This window comes from Streptomyces sp. NPDC050422 (genome assembly GCF_044458665.1).
In the GTDB taxonomy this organism is placed as follows: domain Bacteria; phylum Actinomycetota; class Actinomycetes; order Streptomycetales; family Streptomycetaceae; genus Streptomyces.
Genome location: NZ_JBITIE010000032.1, coordinates 36,456 through 51,083, shown reverse-complemented (window position 1 = coordinate 51,083; position 14,628 = coordinate 36,456). Strand labels below are relative to the sequence as shown.

Sequence of the window (14,628 nt, the reverse complement as noted above, 5' to 3'; positions counted from 1 at the left end):
ACCGTAGGAGCGGGGCGAAGCCGCAGGCCAAGGCCAATTCCGTATCGGCGGCTCGGAAAACTCACGCAAGGGGTTTGTCAAGCGACCGGTTCCGATATATCGTTGACGCATCGCGACAGTACAGCGATAGGTAAACGATCAATGTGAGAAGGAGTACGGTCATGCGTTCGCATGGACATGAGCACGGTCACGGTCATGGGCACGGCCCCTGTGGGCACGAGCGGGGCGACTTCGAGGGGCGCCGGGCGGCCTTCGGGCAGTTCGGACCGCCGTTCGGTGGTGGTGGCCCGTTCGGCGGAGGGCGCGGCCGTGGTGGCGGCCGGGGGAGGGCGCGCCGCGGTGACGTGCGTGCGTCGATCCTCGCGCTGCTGAAGGACCGGCCGATGCACGGTTACGAGATGATCCAGGAGATCGGCGAGCGCAGCGGAGGGGCCTGGCGGCCCAGCCCGGGCTCGGTGTACCCCACCCTTCAGCTGCTGGAGGACGAGGGCCTGATCGTCAGTGCGAGCGAGGGCGGCAAGAAGCTGTTCACCCTCACCGACGCCGGCCGCACCGAGGCGGAGTCGGGGGCCGACGCGCCCTGGGAGGAAGCCGGGCGCGGCGTCGACTGGGAGAGCCTCAACGAGGTCCGGCAGGCCGGTTTCGGCATGATGGAGGCGTTCGGCCAGGTCTGGAAGACCGGCTCGGCCGAGCAGCGCGAGAAGGCGCTGACGGTGATCAACGACGCCCGGAAGAAGCTCTACCTCATCCTCGCCGACGAGCACTGAGCCGGACGGTGGGAGAGTCGAGGAGGGATGCGCCGGAGGGTCCCGCTGCTGCGGGGCCCTCCGGTGTCACCGGCGCGCGGTGTGGTCGTCCCCGCGGGTGCGTCAGGCGACGATCAGCCCGTCCAGTTTGCGCAGCGACTCGACGAGGGCCGCGGTGGCCGAGTCCTTCAGCTTGCCGGCCATCAGGGAGACGGCTGCTCCGGTGAACTCGCCGTCGATGCGGATCGTGGTGGCGTCCCCGTCCGGCGTCAGTACGTAGCTCATCTTCAGGTTGACGCCCATCGGCCCCTTGCCCGTGGTGGTCAGCAGCCGGCCGTCCTCCAGCTCCGACACGGTCCAGGTCACCTCGGCGGGGAACCCCATGAGTTTCATGTTCTCCTCGTAGGTGCCCGCGAGTTCGAGAGTGGCCGGGCCCCCCTTGGGGAAGCTGGTGTGGGTGGCGTTCCACTCCCCGTACGTGCTGAAGTCGGTCAGCTGGGCCCAGACCTTCCCGGCCGGTGCTTCGATGCGCGCCTCTGCACTGACTTCGGCCATGGGGCCACCCCTTCTCGACGGGTTACGGTGTCGCGGAACGTAGCCGCAGCGGCGAGAACATTCAATACTGATGAAGCGTCAGATCTGCTGGAGGGGTCCGGTCCGCCAGATCAAGGCCGCGTCGAACCGGTCGCAGGCGCGTGGATGCGGTCCGTCGTCATGGCAGTGGAACGCCGCCCAGAAGAGATCCGCGCGCAGCGCGTCGGACGGCGCGTGGACCCGGTACACGTAGTCGCGCCCGTCGAGTGCCGGCAGCGCGACGAGCCAGCTCACCTCCGGCCCCCTTCCCGCCGCCGTAACCGTGCTCCGGCCGTGTGAGACGTGTACGGGGAGGCTTTCGGTTGCTCCGGGAGCGCGAGGCAAGGCGGCGCGCGCTGTTTGCGTGAATCCGGCCCCGGATCGGCGCGATCTCATCCGTAAGGAGGAGGGCTCGCTCCTCTGTGCCCAACTCGGGTGGGATGCGGCAATGGGACTCCCCGGGGACGCTCCGGCCCGTGACGGCTGATGGGGTGGAAGTAAGTGTGCAGAACCGGACGCCGTGGATCCCTCAGCAGCCCGCACCGAACCACCGTGCTGAGCTCGACGCCAGACTCACCGATGAGCTGGCCGCCGTGGTGACGAGTGCGCGCAGGCGCGCCCTGCGGGACGGCGACCGGCAGATCGACACGGCTCATCTGCTGCACTCCCTGATCGAGTCCGACCCCGCGGTCCGCACGGCCTTCGACGGCGGCCCGCAGCTGGCCAGGGTGCTCGGCTACCTCGTCCAGCGCAGCATCGGATACGGGCTCCGCTGGCAGGGGGCGGTCGAGGACACGGGCGCGGTCCGGGTGGTGACGGAAGCGGACTCCGAGGGCTGGTCGCCCTCTGCGGCGTCCGCCATGGCGGGTGCGTCCCGTCGGGCAGGGGCTGTCGGGCGCGAACGGGCCGACGGGCTGGACCTGTTCGCGGCGCTGGCCGAGGACCGGGAGTGCCGGGCCGTCGAGGTGCTGGAGCGGGCGGGCGTCGACGCTGCGCTGCTCGCGGACCGGATCGGGGAGGCGACCGACCGGGGGTGACCGCCGGAATCGGCCGGGTGGCCGCGCGACGCATCAAGGGCTCGGCGGCGACGCGGTCGCCGAGGTGCCCCGCAGAGTACATCGGAGTGTTACCCGGGTCAGGCGTCACATGGATGACGCTCCTGTCGTCAGCTGCCATGATGTGCCGATGCACGCGTCTCAGGGAAGAAGCGCCGGCCTGGGACTCGCCCTCGCCTCGGCCTTCGCATTCGGCGGTTCCGGAGTGGCGGCCAAGCCGCTCATCGAGGCGGGGCTCGACCCGCTCCACGTGGTGTGGCTCCGGGTGGCGGGCGCCGCGCTCGTCATGCTGCCCGTGGCCTGGCGGCACCGGGACCTGGTCCGCAGCCGCCCGGTGCTGCTGCTGGGATTCGGGCTCCTCGCCGTCGCGGGCGTGCAGGCCTGCTACTTCGCCGCCATCTCCCGCATCCCGGTGGGCGTCGCGCTGCTCGTCGAGTACCTGGCGCCGGCGCTCGTCCTCGGGTGGGTGCGCTTCGTCCAGCGCCGCCCGGTGACCAGGGCGGCCGCCGTCGGCGTCGTCCTTGCGGTGGGAGGCCTGGCCTGCGTGGTCGAGGTGTGGTCCGGGCTGAGCTTCGACGCCGTCGGACTGCTGCTCGCCCTCGGTGCCGCCTGCTGCCAGGTCGGCTACTTCGTCCTCTCCGATCAGGGCAGCGCGGACTCGGGCGACGGTGCCGAGCCGCCGCATCCGGTCGGCGTCATCGCCTACGGGCTGCTGATCGGGGCAGCCGTCCTCACCGTCGTGGCGCGGCCCTGGGGCATGGACTGGTCCGTGCTCGGCGGCGACACCGCCATGAACGGCTCGGACGTGCCCGCCTGGCTGCTCCTCGTCTGGATCGTGCTGCTCGCCACCGTCATCGCGTATGTGACCGGCGTGATCTCGGTGCGGCTCCTGTCACCGGCGGTGGCGGGCGTCGTCGCCTGTCTGGAAGCCGTCATCGCGACCGTGCTGGCGTGGGTACTGCTCGGGGAGCATCTGGCCGCCCCGCAGCTCATCGGGGGTGCACTCGTGCTGACCGGCGCCTTCATCGCGCAGTCGTCGACGCCCAAGGCGCCCTCCGGCTCCATTGCCTCGGGGCCGGGCGGGGAGCAGGCCGCGGCCGAGGGGGAGTTGTCGGCCGGCCGCGCGGCCCCGTAGAGTCGCGATCATGCGTTTGACCGTACTTCCGCCGCCTGCCGCCTAGCGCGGGCAGCCACTCCTGACGAAGACCGGGCTCGGGCAGTCCCCGAGCGGTTCGTCGCTGCCCGCGTGCGGAGTCGAGCGACCACCTTCCTGTCCTCCTGTGGAGAAGTCACGTGTCGAACCCTGTTTCCGGCCTGCCCGTCGGGCGGAGCCTGTGCTATCTGATCATTGCCGGAGTGGCCTGGGGCACGGCCGGAGCCGCTGCCTCACTGCTCTTCGAGGCCAGCGACATCGGCCCTCTCGCCCTGTCGTTCTGGCGCTGTGCGGGCGGCCTCGTGCTCCTGCTCGCCGCGCTCGCGCTGCGGCCCGGCCGTCCGGCCGCCGTCGCCGAGTCCGGACGTCGGCGGCTGCTGCGCATTCTCGGTACGGGCCTCGGCCTCACCGTGTTCCAGACGGCGTACTTCGCCGCCGTCCAGGCCACCGGCCTCGCGGTCGGCACCGTGGTCACCCTCGGGGCGGGCCCCGTCCTCATCGCCGTCGGCGCCCGGCTGACGATGGGGGAGCGGCTCGGGCTCGGCGGACTCGCCGCGGTCGCTGGGGCGCTGACCGGTCTCGCCGTACTGGTGCTCGGAGGCGATGCGGGTACGGTGCGGCCCGCCGGGATCGCGCTCGCCCTGCTCTCCGCGGCCGGCTACGCGGCGATCACCCTGCTCACCCGGTGGCTCGGCCGTGACGGTGGCGGCGCCGACCCGCTCGGTACCAGCGCCTGGGCGTTCGCGATCGCCGCGGTGGTCCTGCTGCCGATGGCGGCCGGTGAGGGAATCGTCCCGCAGACGGAACACGCGGCGCAGGTGGTGACCTTGCTCGTGTACGTCGCGGCGATCCCGACGGCCCTCGCCTACGCGCTCTACTTCGCGGGCGCGGCGGTGGTGCGGGCCGCCACCGTGTCGGTGATCATGCTGCTCGAACCGGTCAGCGCGGCGGTCATCGCCGTCGTGGTGCTCCATGAGCAGCTCACGCCGGCCACGGTTGCCGGGACGCTGTTGCTGCTCACCGCGGTGGTGGGGCTGGCCGTCGCCGAGACGCGCGGTGCCGCGAACGCCCGCCGGGAGGCGGCCGTTCCCGCGTGACCGGCACGGGTGGCGGAGCGGTGTGCCCGTCCTGCGGCCCCGCCGCCCGGCTCCGGTTCAGAGTGCCTTCAGATAGCCCGGGACGGCGATCGAGGGGGCGAGGCCGTCCGCCGGAACCGGCTCGGCGTATCCATGTGTCAGGGGGACGACGCCGGCCCAGTGGGGAAGCGCCAGATCCCGTTCGTCGTCGTTCGGGCCGCCGGTGCGGACCTTGGCGGAGACCTCTCGCAGGTCCAGCCGGATCACGGCGGTGGCCGCCAGCTCCTTCTCGTCGGCGGGCCGGGAGTCCTTGGACCGTCCGGGCACGGCCTGCTCCACGATCGCGTCGAGAGCGACGCGTCGCTCCTCGGGGTCGGTCACCGTGTGCGCCACGCCGTGGACGACCACGGAACGGTAGTTCAGCGAGTGGTGGAAGGCGGAGCGGGCCAGCACCAGGCCGTCGACATGCGTCACTGTCAGGCATACGGCCAGTCCGCCGTCGCCCCCGCCGGCCGCCCGCAGCGGGCGGGAGCCGGTCGAGCCGTGCACGTAGAGCCGCTCGCCGACCCGGCCGAAGAGCGTGGGAAGAACGACCGGTGCGCCGTCCCGTACGAAGCCGAGGTGGCAGACGTACGCCTCGTCGAGTATCGAGTGGACCTGCTCCCGGTCGTACGAGGCCCGCTCGCGGGAGCGGGTCGGGACCGTGCGTCCGGTCGGGGCGTAAGCGGCTGGGGCGTCCGGGTCCGTGGTCTGCTGAAGTTCGGTCTCCGGCATTGCGCACTCCATTGCACTAGTGCATACTTGTCTTTGTGCTAGGAGAGTATCGGATCAGTGGACGGCGTGCATCGGAAATTGCCGCCAGTGTGGAGCGGGCGGTCGGTTCGGGTGAGCTGGCACCCGGACAAGTGCTGCCTCCCATGCGGGAGTTGGCGAGTCGGTTGGAGGTGAATCCCAATACGGTGGCGGCCGCCTACCGCACCCTGCGGGAGCGCGGCGTGATCGAGACGGCCGGGCGCAGGGGCAGCAGGGTCCGGCCGCGGCCGGCGAGCACCGCGCGCGGGTCGGTGCGGGTGGAGGCGCCACCGGGGGTGCGGGACCTGGGGGAGGGGAACCCCGACCCGGCGCTGCTGCCCGCGCTGGGGGAAGCCTTCGCCTCGGTCGCCGAGGCGTACGCGCGGGCGCCGGGGATGTACGCGCAGGCGCCCGTGGACCCGGAGTTCGCCGCGCTGGCGCGCGCCGGATTCGACGCGGACGGCGTTCCGGCCGGGCCGGTGATCGCCACCTCGGGTTCGCTGGACGCGATCGAAAGGGTGCTGGTCGCCCATCTCAGACCCGGCGACGCGGTCGCGGTGGAGGACCCCGGCTGGGGAGGTCTGCTGGATCTCGTCCCGGCGCTGGGCATGCGCCCGGTTCCCGTCGCGGTCGACGACGACGGTCCGCTGCCGGACGCCCTCGACGCCGCGCTCAGGGACGGTGCGCGTGCGGCCGTCATCACCGACCGGGCGCAGAATCCGACCGGGGCGGCGATCGGTGCCGGGCGTGCGGCCGAACTGCGGGCGGTCCTCGCCGGATACCGGGGCGTGCTGCTGATCGAGGACGACCACGGGCACGCCATCGTGGACCTGCCGCTGTACCCCCTGGCCGGTGCCACGGACCGTTGGGCGTTCGTGCGGTCCGTCGCGAAGGCGTACGGGCCGGACCTGCGGGTCGCCGTGCTGACCGGGGACGCGGTGACCGCCGACCGGGTCTCGGGCCGGCAGCGGCTGGGGCCCGGCTGGGTCAGCCGGCTGCTGCAGCGGGCGGTGGTGCACCTGTGGAAGACGGGCGCGGTCGAGACCCGCGAGGTGGCCCGGTCGTACGCGCGCCGCCGGGACGCGCTCGTCCGGGCGCTGGAGGACCGGGGCGTCGAGGCGCACGGGCGCAGCGGGATGAATGTGTGGGTGCCCGTCAGCGACGAGACGGGGGCCGTGGCGCGGTTGCTGCACGCGGGCTGGGCGGTGGCGCCCGGAGCCCGCTTCCGGATGACCGCACCCCCCGGGATACGCCTCACCGTGTCGCCCCTCACCGACGCCGACATCGTTCCGCTCGCGGACGCGGTGGCGGTGGCGGCAGGACCCGCGAACCCGCTGAGCTACGGATGAGTCAGGGGGCGTGCCGGGCGTCGTGACGCGGCAGGCGTGTCGGACGCCCTCTACGGCAGCTTCCGGCGCCGCGGTCCGGGGGCGCGCCTCGGCGGGGCGGACGCTCCTGTGGCGCGAGGTCTGCTCTGGGTCAGTGCGGCACCCGCCAGGACGACGAGGGCGCCGACCGGGGTGTTCCAGCTCAGTTGCTCGCCGAGCACGGCGACTCCGGCGGCGGTGGCGATCACCGGGATGAAGTAGGTGACCATCTGCGCGGTCGTCGGGCCGACCTCGGTGACCAGGCCGTACTGGAGCAGGACGGCGAGCCCCGTCCCCAGGGCCCCCAGGGCGACGACGGCCAGGGTGGGCCACAACGGGAATCCGTTCGGTGCCGAGGTGAACAGCGGAGTCACCAGGGCGAGCTGCACCGTACCGAGAAGGAGCTGGCTGCCGGTGAGGGAGAGGGTCGAGGAACCACTGCCCGCCAGGGTGCGGCGGACGTAGATCCAGCCGACGGGATAGCTGAGGGAGGCCAGGAGCGCCATCGCCGTACCGCTGACGTCCAGACCGGAGAAGCCCTGCCATGCGCCCAGCACGGTCAGTACGCCGAGGAAGCCGAGCCCGAGACCGGCGACGCGGCGGCGGGTCGGGCGGTCCTCGGAGAGCGCGACGAGGGACAGCGCCATGCCCCACAGGGGTGAGGTCGCGTTGCAGATGCCGGCCAGGGTGGACGGGATCGTCAGTTCCGCGTAGGCGAACAGGGAGAACGGCAGCGCGTTGAGGAAGAAGGCGGCCACGGCCAGATGGCCCCAGGTGCGGGCGGTGCGCGGCAGCCGCTCCCGCTTCACCACCATGGCGACCGCCAGGACCGCGGTCCCCGACAGCAGACGGCCGAGGGTGACCTGGAACGGCGCGTAGCCATGCGTTCCGACCTTGATCAGGAGGAAGCTGAAGCCCCAGATGAGCGAGAGCGCCGCGAAGCGCAGCTGCCAGTCCAGCGAGGGACGACCGGCGGGACCGGTGGACTGGGCGGGAGCGGCAGGACCGGCAGGACCGGCAGGGGAGGACGCCGGGGCGGTCTGCTTGGTTGCCGGGGGTGTGGTGGCCGGGCTTCCCGGTGCGGGCGGTGCGCTCATGAGGACAACGATGACCAATACGATCGCGTAGCACAAGTGAGACTTTGTGTCGGTGTCCGCGTAGCATTGCTTACATGTTGAACCTGGAGCGCCTGCGTACCCTCGATGCCCTGGCCCGGCTCGGTTCGGTCAGCGGTGCCGCCGAGGGGCTGCACGTCACCACGTCGGCCGTCTCACAGCAGATGGCGAAGCTGGAACGGGAAGTGGGCCAGCAGTTGCTGGCCAGGAACGGGCGCGGTATCCGGCTCACCGACGCGGGGCAGCTGCTCGCGGACCACGCGGCCCGCATCCTCTCGCAGGTCGAGCTCGCCCAGTCCGACATCGAGGCCCAGCGGGGCGAGGTGGTGGGCGAGATCCGGCTGGGCGCGTTTCCCACCGCGGCACGCGGGCTCTTCCCGGCGACGCTCCTCGCCCTGCGCGCCGACCATCCCGAACTCGGGGTGCGCACACAGGAGCTGGAACCCGAGGACGGAATCCGGGCCGTGCTCAGGGGCGACATCGATCTCGCCGTGGTGCTGGACTGGAGCAACAAGAGGCTGCCGGTCCCGGGCGGTCTCGCCCGTGCGCACCTGCTCGACGACGCGCCGGACATCGCCATGCCGGCCGGGCATCCGCTCGCGGAACGGGACGAGGTCGACCTGGAGGACTTCGCCGACGACGACTGGGTGTCGTGGCCCGAGGGTGAATTCTGTTACGACTGGCTGATGTTCACGCTCCGCTCCAAGGGGATCGAGCCGCGCATCGCCCACCTCGCCGGCGAGCACCACACCCAGCTCGCCCTGATCGCCGCGGGAATGGGTGTCTGTGTGGCGCCCCGGCTGGGCCGGGGGCCGGTGCCGGACGGGGTGCGGCTGGTTCCGGTGCGGCAGAAGATGCGACGGCACGTCCACGCGGTGTGGCGGGCGGACGCGGACCGGCGGCCGTCGATCAGGGCGTCGGTCGCGGCACTCCGGGAGGCGGGGCGGGTGCTGGACGATCCCCTGGGGGACGCGTAGCGGGCGGGGCGCCCTTCGGAGTGCCGCGCGCTCACGGGCCGGTGGGAGCGACCAGTTTGCCGAAGTCCCAGGACGTGACGGCGTCGGGTGTGAGCCGCATCCAGGCGTGCCGGCCGTCGTGCGGCATCGTCTCCATGCCGAAGTACTTCGCCGCGAACAGTCGCTCGGGGGCAGTGAGTTCGGGGCAGGGCTCGCCGGTGCGCGGAGCCTCCCCGACGAAGACGGCCTCGCCCGCGAGCTCGATGCCGCGCAACTCCCCGTACTCCACCCCGTCGTCGACGACCACCGAGATCCTCGGGTCGTGGCTCAGCTGCGACCAGCGCAGGCTCCGGGTGATGGAGTAGAGCCAGAGCGAGGCGCCGTCCCAGCAGAACCAGAGCGCGCCGACGTGCGGGCGGCCGTCCGCGGCGACGGTGGCGACCCGGCAGGTGCGCTGTTCGGCGAGGTAGGCGTCCCGCTCCTCGTCCGTCATCATGATCCGGCGGCCCCGCCGCTGACTGACGGCCATGGGAAGCCCCCTCCTGTTAGCTGACTAGGTGTCAGGAATCATGGTGCCTCTTCCTTCATCACGCAATGGCGGTTAGCCTCGCGCGCCCGATCCGTCACCGAGAGGGGCAGTCGTGCCGTCCAGGGAACAGCTAGCCGAACAGACCGATCCGGCCACCACCGTCCTGCTGACGGTGGAGTGCCAGCAGGGTGTGGTGGGGCCCCGCAGCGCGCTGCCCGAACTGGCCGAGGAGGCCAGGTCGTCCGGGGCCCTGCACAACGTCGCGCGACTGGTCGCCGCCGCGCACGAGGCGGGCGTCCAGGTGCTGCACGCGGTGGCCGAGCGGCGCCCGGACGGCCGGGGCGCCAACAGCAACGCCCGTCTCTTCCGTGCCGCGGGGCGGCTTCCCGTACAGCAGCATTCCGGCAGCGCGGCGGTACGGATCGCCGAGCCCATCGAGGTGGCGGACGAGGACCTCGTCGTGCGCCGGCTGCACGGGCTCTCGCCGATAGCGGGTACGGACGTGGACGCCCTGCTCCGCAACCTGGGCTGCCGCACCCTGGTGGTCACCGGCGTCTCGGCCAACGTGGCCATTCCCAACGCGGTCTTCGACGCGGTGAACCGGGGATACACCGCAGTGGTGCCGGCCGACGCCATCGCGGGGGTGCCCGCCGACTACACCCCCGCGATGATCCGTAACACTCTCGCCCTCGTCGCCACCGTGACCACGACCGATGACCTTCTCGGCTGCTGGCTGGGCGGACGGAGCGTGGGGCGACAGGGCGGGCGGGACGCTACGACGCCAGGCTGATCGAGTCGCCCTCGACCGTGATCGCGGCGGTGGGCAGCGCAGTGGTGGCCGGACCCGCCTTGACCGCGCCCGTCGCCACATCGAACTTGCTGCCGTGGCAGGGGCAGTTGATGGCGCCGTCCGAGACGCTGGACACCGCGCACCCCGCGTGGGTGCACTTCGACGAGAACGCCTTGAACTCACCGGCCGCGGGCTGCGTCACCACGACCCCCTGCTCCGCGAAGATCTTGCCGCCGCCCTCCGGGATGTCGGCGGTCTTCGCGAGGACGGGGCCCCCGCCGCCGTCCCCGCCGTCGTCGATCTGCTTGACGGCACCGGCACCGGCCGCCTCCTTCGAACCGCCGCACGCGGTCAGTACGGCGGCCACGGAGACGGCGCCGGCCGCTGTGACGACGGTCCGGCGTCCGATGCGGACTTCGTGGTCCTGCGATGCACTCATGCTGGTGTTTCCTTCCACGGTGTTCTCGGCTCCGACGCTTCGTCCAGGGGTACGCGCAGCCGGTGATCTGTGTTCAAAGCCCGAGGGACTTCCTCAGGAAGTCCCGCTCCAGCAGCAACAGATCGCTCGCGGTCCGCTCCTGGCCGACCAGGTGGCCGGTGCCCGACAGCGGCAGAACCGTGTGCGGCCTGCCCGCCGCGAGCAGTGCTGCGGAGAGCCGCAGCGTGTGCGCCGCGGCCACATTGTCATCGGCAAGTCCGTGTACGAGCATGAGCGGCCGTGTCAGCGCCGCCGCCTCGTCCAGGAGCGAGTTGCGGGTGTAGTTCTCGGGCTGCACGTCCGGGTGGCCCAGGAAGCGCTCCTCCCAGTGCGTGTCGTAGAGCCGCCGGTCGGCGGGAGTCGCGCCCGCCACCGCCGCGTGGAAGACCTCCGGGTGCCGCAGCACGGCAGCCGCCGCCAGATATCCGCTGAACGACCAGCCACGCATCGCCACCCGGGTCAGGTCGAGGTCCGGATGACGGGAGGCCGCCGTGCGCAACGCGTCGATCTGATCCTCCAGCACAGCGGTCAGCCGGTCGCCGTGCACCGACTTCTCCCATGCCTCACCGCGCCCCGGCGTGCCCCGCCCGTCCGTGACCAGCACCGCGAACCCCTGCTCGGCGAACCACTGGGCGACCGCGACCCACCAGGTCCGCACCTCCAGGACGAGCTGCATGCCGTGTCCGGCGTAAGGGCTGAGCAGTACCGGAAGCGGGCCGTCGCCCGGCCGGTGCCAGGAGGGCAGGTAGAGCCGGCTGCGCAGTTCCCGCTCGCCCAGACTCAGGGCCAGCGGCCGCGGGGGGACGAGCGGTTCCTCGGCCAGGACCGCGATGCTGCCCGTCGGCACGCCGGCGCGGAGCACCGTCACGGTGTGGCCGTCCGGTGTCCTGCTGTCGAGGACCACCGTCGTGCCGCCGACCGCCGCCGTGTGCACACCGCGCGCGCTGCTGACGCGTACGGGGACTGCTTCGGGATCACCGGCGGCGTACGACCAGACGTGGATCTCGGTCGGTTCCTCGCCTGCCGTGAAGAACACCCGCCCGTCCGCAGAGCCGATCACCTCGCGGACCTCCAGCCCCGCCGGTGTCGCGGCGCCGCCGATGTCCAGCCCCTGGGTGTCGCCGCCCGGCCGCGCGGGGACGACGAGCGCTCCGGAGCCGAGGCGCAGCGGTGTGCCCGGACGCAGGGCGACCCAGGAGGGGGCGTGGGTGCGGTGCGAGGTACGGGTCGCGCCCGTCGTCTCGTCCACCTCCAGGACGTGGACCGACCGCTGGTCCCGCGTCTGTACGGAGACGAGCGGGCCGTGGCCGTCCCAGCCCGCCGTCACGACGTACTCGAACGCCCGGTCCGTCCACACGCCTTCGGGGTGTCCGTCCCCGGCCTCCCGGGGCAGGCGGACATTGATCCGCTCCCCGGACACCCGCATCAGATGCAGCGACACCTTCGCGTTCGCCGTGCCGGCGGCCGGGTACGCCACCACCCGGGGCGGCCGCTCCGGGTGTGAGGGGTCGGCGATGTACCGGCGCCCGACGTCGGCCGTGTCCACCCGGGCGACCAGGAGTGCGTCGCTGCGGGGCGACCACCAGTAGCCGCGCGAGCGCCCGATCGACTCCTGCGACACGTAGTCGGACAGCCCGTACGTCACGTGCTCGCCGTCGGGTTCGGCGAGCGGCCGGTCGTCGGTCCCGTCCGCCCGCACGGTCCGCAGCGCGCCCCCGGACACGTACGCGATCAGGGTTCCGTCGGGGGAGGGGCGCGGATCGACGACCGGTCCGGCCGTGGCGACCCGGCGTGCGGCGCCGCCGTCGGTGCGGAGCACCCAGAGGGCGCCCTGGAGCGCGAAGGCGACCAGCCGGGCGGAGGCGTCGGCGGCGTAGGACACCACTCCCGAGGAGGTGACACGGGCCCGCTCCCGCCGGGCCAGTTCCTCGGGCGGCACCTCGCCGGGGGTGTCGTCGGCGAGGCCGGGCCCGAGGGGGTCGGCGAGGAGTCGCTCCACGCCGTTCTCGTACAGCCAGAGTCTGCTCACCGGGTCGGTGCCCGAGACGGTCCGGACGAACAGCACCCGCTCGCCGTCGGGGGAGACGGCGAACTGCCGGGGCACACCGAGCGAGAAGCGGCGGGTGCGGGCGAACTGGAGGGGGAAACGCTCCGTGGCGGTCGCGGACGCGTCGGCGGGTGCGTCGAAAGAGGGAGTCATGGCGACACCATGACAGGTTGAAACGCGCGCGTTCCATCCCGGTCCGCCCCCATATGGCGCGGGGCTCCGCTTCGGCGGGGCGGAGGTCCCGCGGATACCGGTGCGGCTACGACGGAGCCCCGTACCGACACGCGACAGGCGCGTGCGATGCGGGGCTCCATGACCCAGCGATCAGTGATCAGCGATCAGTGATCAGTGCGTCGGGGCGGCGGCGGACTCCGCCGCCGCGGTCTCCTCTGCGAGCCGCTCCATGCCGCTCTGCGTCTTGAGCGGCTTCTCCTTGATGAAGAGCACCGCGATCAGGGCGAGGAACGCGAAGGGGGCGCCGATCAGGAAGACGTCCGCGGTCGCGACGCCGTACGCGTGCTCGACCACCTGACGGGCCGGCTCGGGAAGCGTGCTGAGGTCGGGAACGCCGTGCCCCGCACCTCCGTTGTCCGCTGCCCCGCCGAAGCCCTTCTCCATCTCCTGGGCCACCCGGTGACCGAGTACCGCGCCCAGGGCGCTCGTACCGATCGCCCCACCGAGGCTGCGGAAGAACGAGAGCACCGAGGTCGCCGCACCGAGTTCCGACGCGGGTACGTCGTTCTGGGCCGCCAGCACCAGGTTCTGCATCAGCATGCCGACGCCGACGCCGAGCACGACCATATAGAGGCTGAGCAGGCCGAACGAGGAGTCGGCGCCGATCGTGGACAGCAGGCCCATGCCCGCCGTCATGATGATGCCGCCCGCGATCAGGAAGCCCTTCCACTTGCCCCGGGAGGAGATGATCTGCCCGGCGACGGTCGTGGAGACCATCAGACCGAGGATCATCGGCAGGCTCATCAGACCCGCGACGGTCGGCGTCTTGCCGAGCGAGATCTGGAAGTACTGCGAGAGGAACACGGTGCCGCCGAACATGGCGACGCCGACCAGGAGGCTCGCGACCGTCGTCAGTGCCACGGTGCGGTTGCGGAAGATGGCCAGCGGGATGATCGGTTCCTGGACCCTGGACTCGACCCAGACCGCGACGGCCAGCAGGACCACACCGGCGCTGACGAGTGCGGCGGTCTGCCACGACCCCCAGTCGAACTGGTTGCCCGCGAGGGTCACCCACAGCAGCAGCGCACTGACCCCGCTCATGATCAGGACGGCACCGACGTAGTCGATCTTCACTTCTCTGCGGATCGTCGGCAGCTTCAGCGTCATCTGGAGCAGTGCGATGGCGAGCAGTGCGAACGGTACGCCGATGAAGAAGCACCAGCGCCAGCCCAGCCACGAGGTGTCCACGAGCACACCCCCGATGAGCGGTCCCGCGACGGTGCCGACCGCGAAGACGGCACCGAAGATGCCGGAGTAGCGCCCGAGTTCACGCGGCGGGATGATCGCTGCCATGACGACCTGGGCGAGTGCGGTGAGACCGCCCGCGCCGATGCCCTGCAGGACGCGGCTCACGATGAGCAGTCCGACGCTGTGCGAGAAGCCGGCGACGAGTGAACCGACGACGAACATCGACAGCGAGAGCTGGATGAGCAGCTTCTTGTCGTAGAGGTCCGACAGCTTGCCCCAGATCGGGACGGTCGCCGTCATGGCGAGCAGCTCGGACGTGACGACCCAGGTGTACGCGGACTGGGTGCCGTTCAGGTCGGCGATGATCCGGGGCAGGGCGTTGGCGACCACGGTGGAGGCCAGGATGGCCACGAACATTCCGGCCATCAGGCCGGACATGGCCTGGAGTATCTGGCGGCGCGTCATGCCGGATGCGGGCCCCTCGGGCCCGCCGGCAGTACCGGCTTCGGGTGTGACGGCAGCGGTCATC

General features: G+C 71.9%; 15 protein-coding genes. 7 read left to right on the top strand and 8 right to left on the bottom strand.

Annotation, left to right across the window (positions count from 1 at the left end; all coding sequences use genetic code 11):
• Positions 1 to 161: 161 nt before the first annotated feature.
• Positions 162 to 767 (top strand): PadR family transcriptional regulator, encoded by a 606-nt coding sequence (locus ACIBJG_RS35585; protein ID WP_399314043.1) that lies wholly within the window; start codon positions 162 to 164, stop codon positions 765 to 767.
• A gap of 102 nt (positions 768 to 869) precedes the next feature.
• On the opposite strand, the gene ACIBJG_RS35580 is transcribed toward ACIBJG_RS35585, so the two are convergent.
• Entirely contained in the window at positions 870 to 1,301 is a 432-nt protein-coding gene (locus ACIBJG_RS35580) for an SRPBCC family protein (protein WP_326734992.1), read from the bottom strand.
• Between the two features lie 78 nt (positions 1,302 to 1,379).
• Positions 1,380 to 1,574, bottom strand: coding sequence for a hypothetical protein (locus ACIBJG_RS35575; protein ID WP_399314040.1), 195 nt, complete (start codon positions 1,572 to 1,574; stop codon positions 1,380 to 1,382).
• A 248-nt stretch (positions 1,575 to 1,822) separates the two neighbouring features.
• Here ACIBJG_RS35575 and ACIBJG_RS35570 point away from each other — a divergent pair, with 248 nt between their 5' ends.
• From ACIBJG_RS35570 to ACIBJG_RS35560, 3 genes are all read left to right on the top strand, one after another.
• Positions 1,823 to 2,356: a Clp protease N-terminal domain-containing protein gene (locus ACIBJG_RS35570; RefSeq protein ID WP_399314070.1), complete on the top strand. Its 534-nt coding sequence runs from the start codon at positions 1,823 to 1,825 to the stop codon at positions 2,354 to 2,356.
• Between the two features lie 148 nt (positions 2,357 to 2,504).
• The gene (locus tag ACIBJG_RS35565) at positions 2,505 to 3,509 is read left to right on the top strand and encodes an EamA family transporter (RefSeq protein WP_399314039.1); all 1,005 of its coding nucleotides are present in this window, start codon (positions 2,505 to 2,507) and stop codon (positions 3,507 to 3,509) included.
• Between the two features lie 158 nt (positions 3,510 to 3,667).
• The gene (locus ACIBJG_RS35560) at positions 3,668 to 4,624 is read left to right on the top strand and encodes a DMT family transporter (protein WP_399314038.1); all 957 of its coding nucleotides are present in this window, start codon (positions 3,668 to 3,670) and stop codon (positions 4,622 to 4,624) included.
• 57 nt (positions 4,625 to 4,681) lie between these two features.
• Here ACIBJG_RS35560 and ACIBJG_RS35555 read toward each other — a convergent pair whose 3' ends face one another.
• Positions 4,682 to 5,377, bottom strand: coding sequence for a pyridoxamine 5'-phosphate oxidase family protein (locus ACIBJG_RS35555; protein WP_399314037.1), 696 nt, complete (start codon positions 5,375 to 5,377; stop codon positions 4,682 to 4,684).
• 35 nt (positions 5,378 to 5,412) lie between these two features.
• On the opposite strand from ACIBJG_RS35555, the gene ACIBJG_RS35550 reads away from it, so the two are divergent.
• Positions 5,413 to 6,744 carry an aminotransferase class I/II-fold pyridoxal phosphate-dependent enzyme gene (locus ACIBJG_RS35550; RefSeq protein ID WP_399314036.1) on the top strand — a complete coding sequence of 444 codons (1,332 nt, stop codon included), beginning with the start codon at positions 5,413 to 5,415 and terminating at the stop codon, positions 6,742 to 6,744.
• A 50-nt stretch (positions 6,745 to 6,794) separates the two neighbouring features.
• Here ACIBJG_RS35550 and ACIBJG_RS35545 read toward each other — a convergent pair whose 3' ends face one another.
• Positions 6,795 to 7,859: a DMT family transporter gene (locus tag ACIBJG_RS35545; protein ID WP_399314034.1), complete on the bottom strand. Its 1,065-nt coding sequence runs from the start codon at positions 7,857 to 7,859 to the stop codon at positions 6,795 to 6,797.
• Between the two features lie 74 nt (positions 7,860 to 7,933).
• Here ACIBJG_RS35545 and ACIBJG_RS35540 point away from each other — a divergent pair, with 74 nt between their 5' ends.
• Positions 7,934 to 8,854, top strand: coding sequence for a LysR family transcriptional regulator (locus ACIBJG_RS35540; protein ID WP_399314032.1), 921 nt, complete (start codon positions 7,934 to 7,936; stop codon positions 8,852 to 8,854).
• Between the two features lie 31 nt (positions 8,855 to 8,885).
• Here the strand turns inward: ACIBJG_RS35540 and ACIBJG_RS35535 are convergent, their stop codons facing one another.
• Positions 8,886 to 9,362 carry a pyridoxamine 5'-phosphate oxidase family protein gene (locus ACIBJG_RS35535; protein ID WP_399314031.1) on the bottom strand — a complete coding sequence of 159 codons (477 nt, stop codon included), beginning with the start codon at positions 9,360 to 9,362 and terminating at the stop codon, positions 8,886 to 8,888.
• A gap of 112 nt (positions 9,363 to 9,474) precedes the next feature.
• On the opposite strand from ACIBJG_RS35535, the gene ACIBJG_RS35530 reads away from it, so the two are divergent.
• On the top strand, positions 9,475 to 10,152 hold the full coding sequence (locus ACIBJG_RS35530; protein ID WP_399314030.1) for a cysteine hydrolase: 678 nt from the start codon (positions 9,475 to 9,477) through the stop codon (positions 10,150 to 10,152).
• Here the strand turns inward: ACIBJG_RS35530 and ACIBJG_RS35525 are convergent.
• From ACIBJG_RS35525 to ACIBJG_RS35515, 3 genes are all read right to left on the bottom strand, one after another.
• Positions 10,136 to 10,591, bottom strand: coding sequence for a Rieske (2Fe-2S) protein (locus ACIBJG_RS35525; protein WP_399314028.1), 456 nt, complete (start codon positions 10,589 to 10,591; stop codon positions 10,136 to 10,138). The genes ACIBJG_RS35530 and ACIBJG_RS35525 overlap by 17 nt on opposite strands.
• 73 nt (positions 10,592 to 10,664) lie before the next feature.
• On the bottom strand, positions 10,665 to 12,830 hold the full coding sequence (locus ACIBJG_RS35520; RefSeq protein ID WP_399314027.1) for a prolyl oligopeptidase family serine peptidase: 2,166 nt from the start codon (positions 12,828 to 12,830) through the stop codon (positions 10,665 to 10,667).
• Between the two features lie 192 nt (positions 12,831 to 13,022).
• A complete protein-coding gene (locus ACIBJG_RS35515; RefSeq protein WP_399314025.1) occupies positions 13,023 to 14,627 on the bottom strand; it encodes an MDR family MFS transporter in 1,605 nt (534 codons plus the stop codon).
• Position 14,628: the final 1 nt, after the last annotated feature.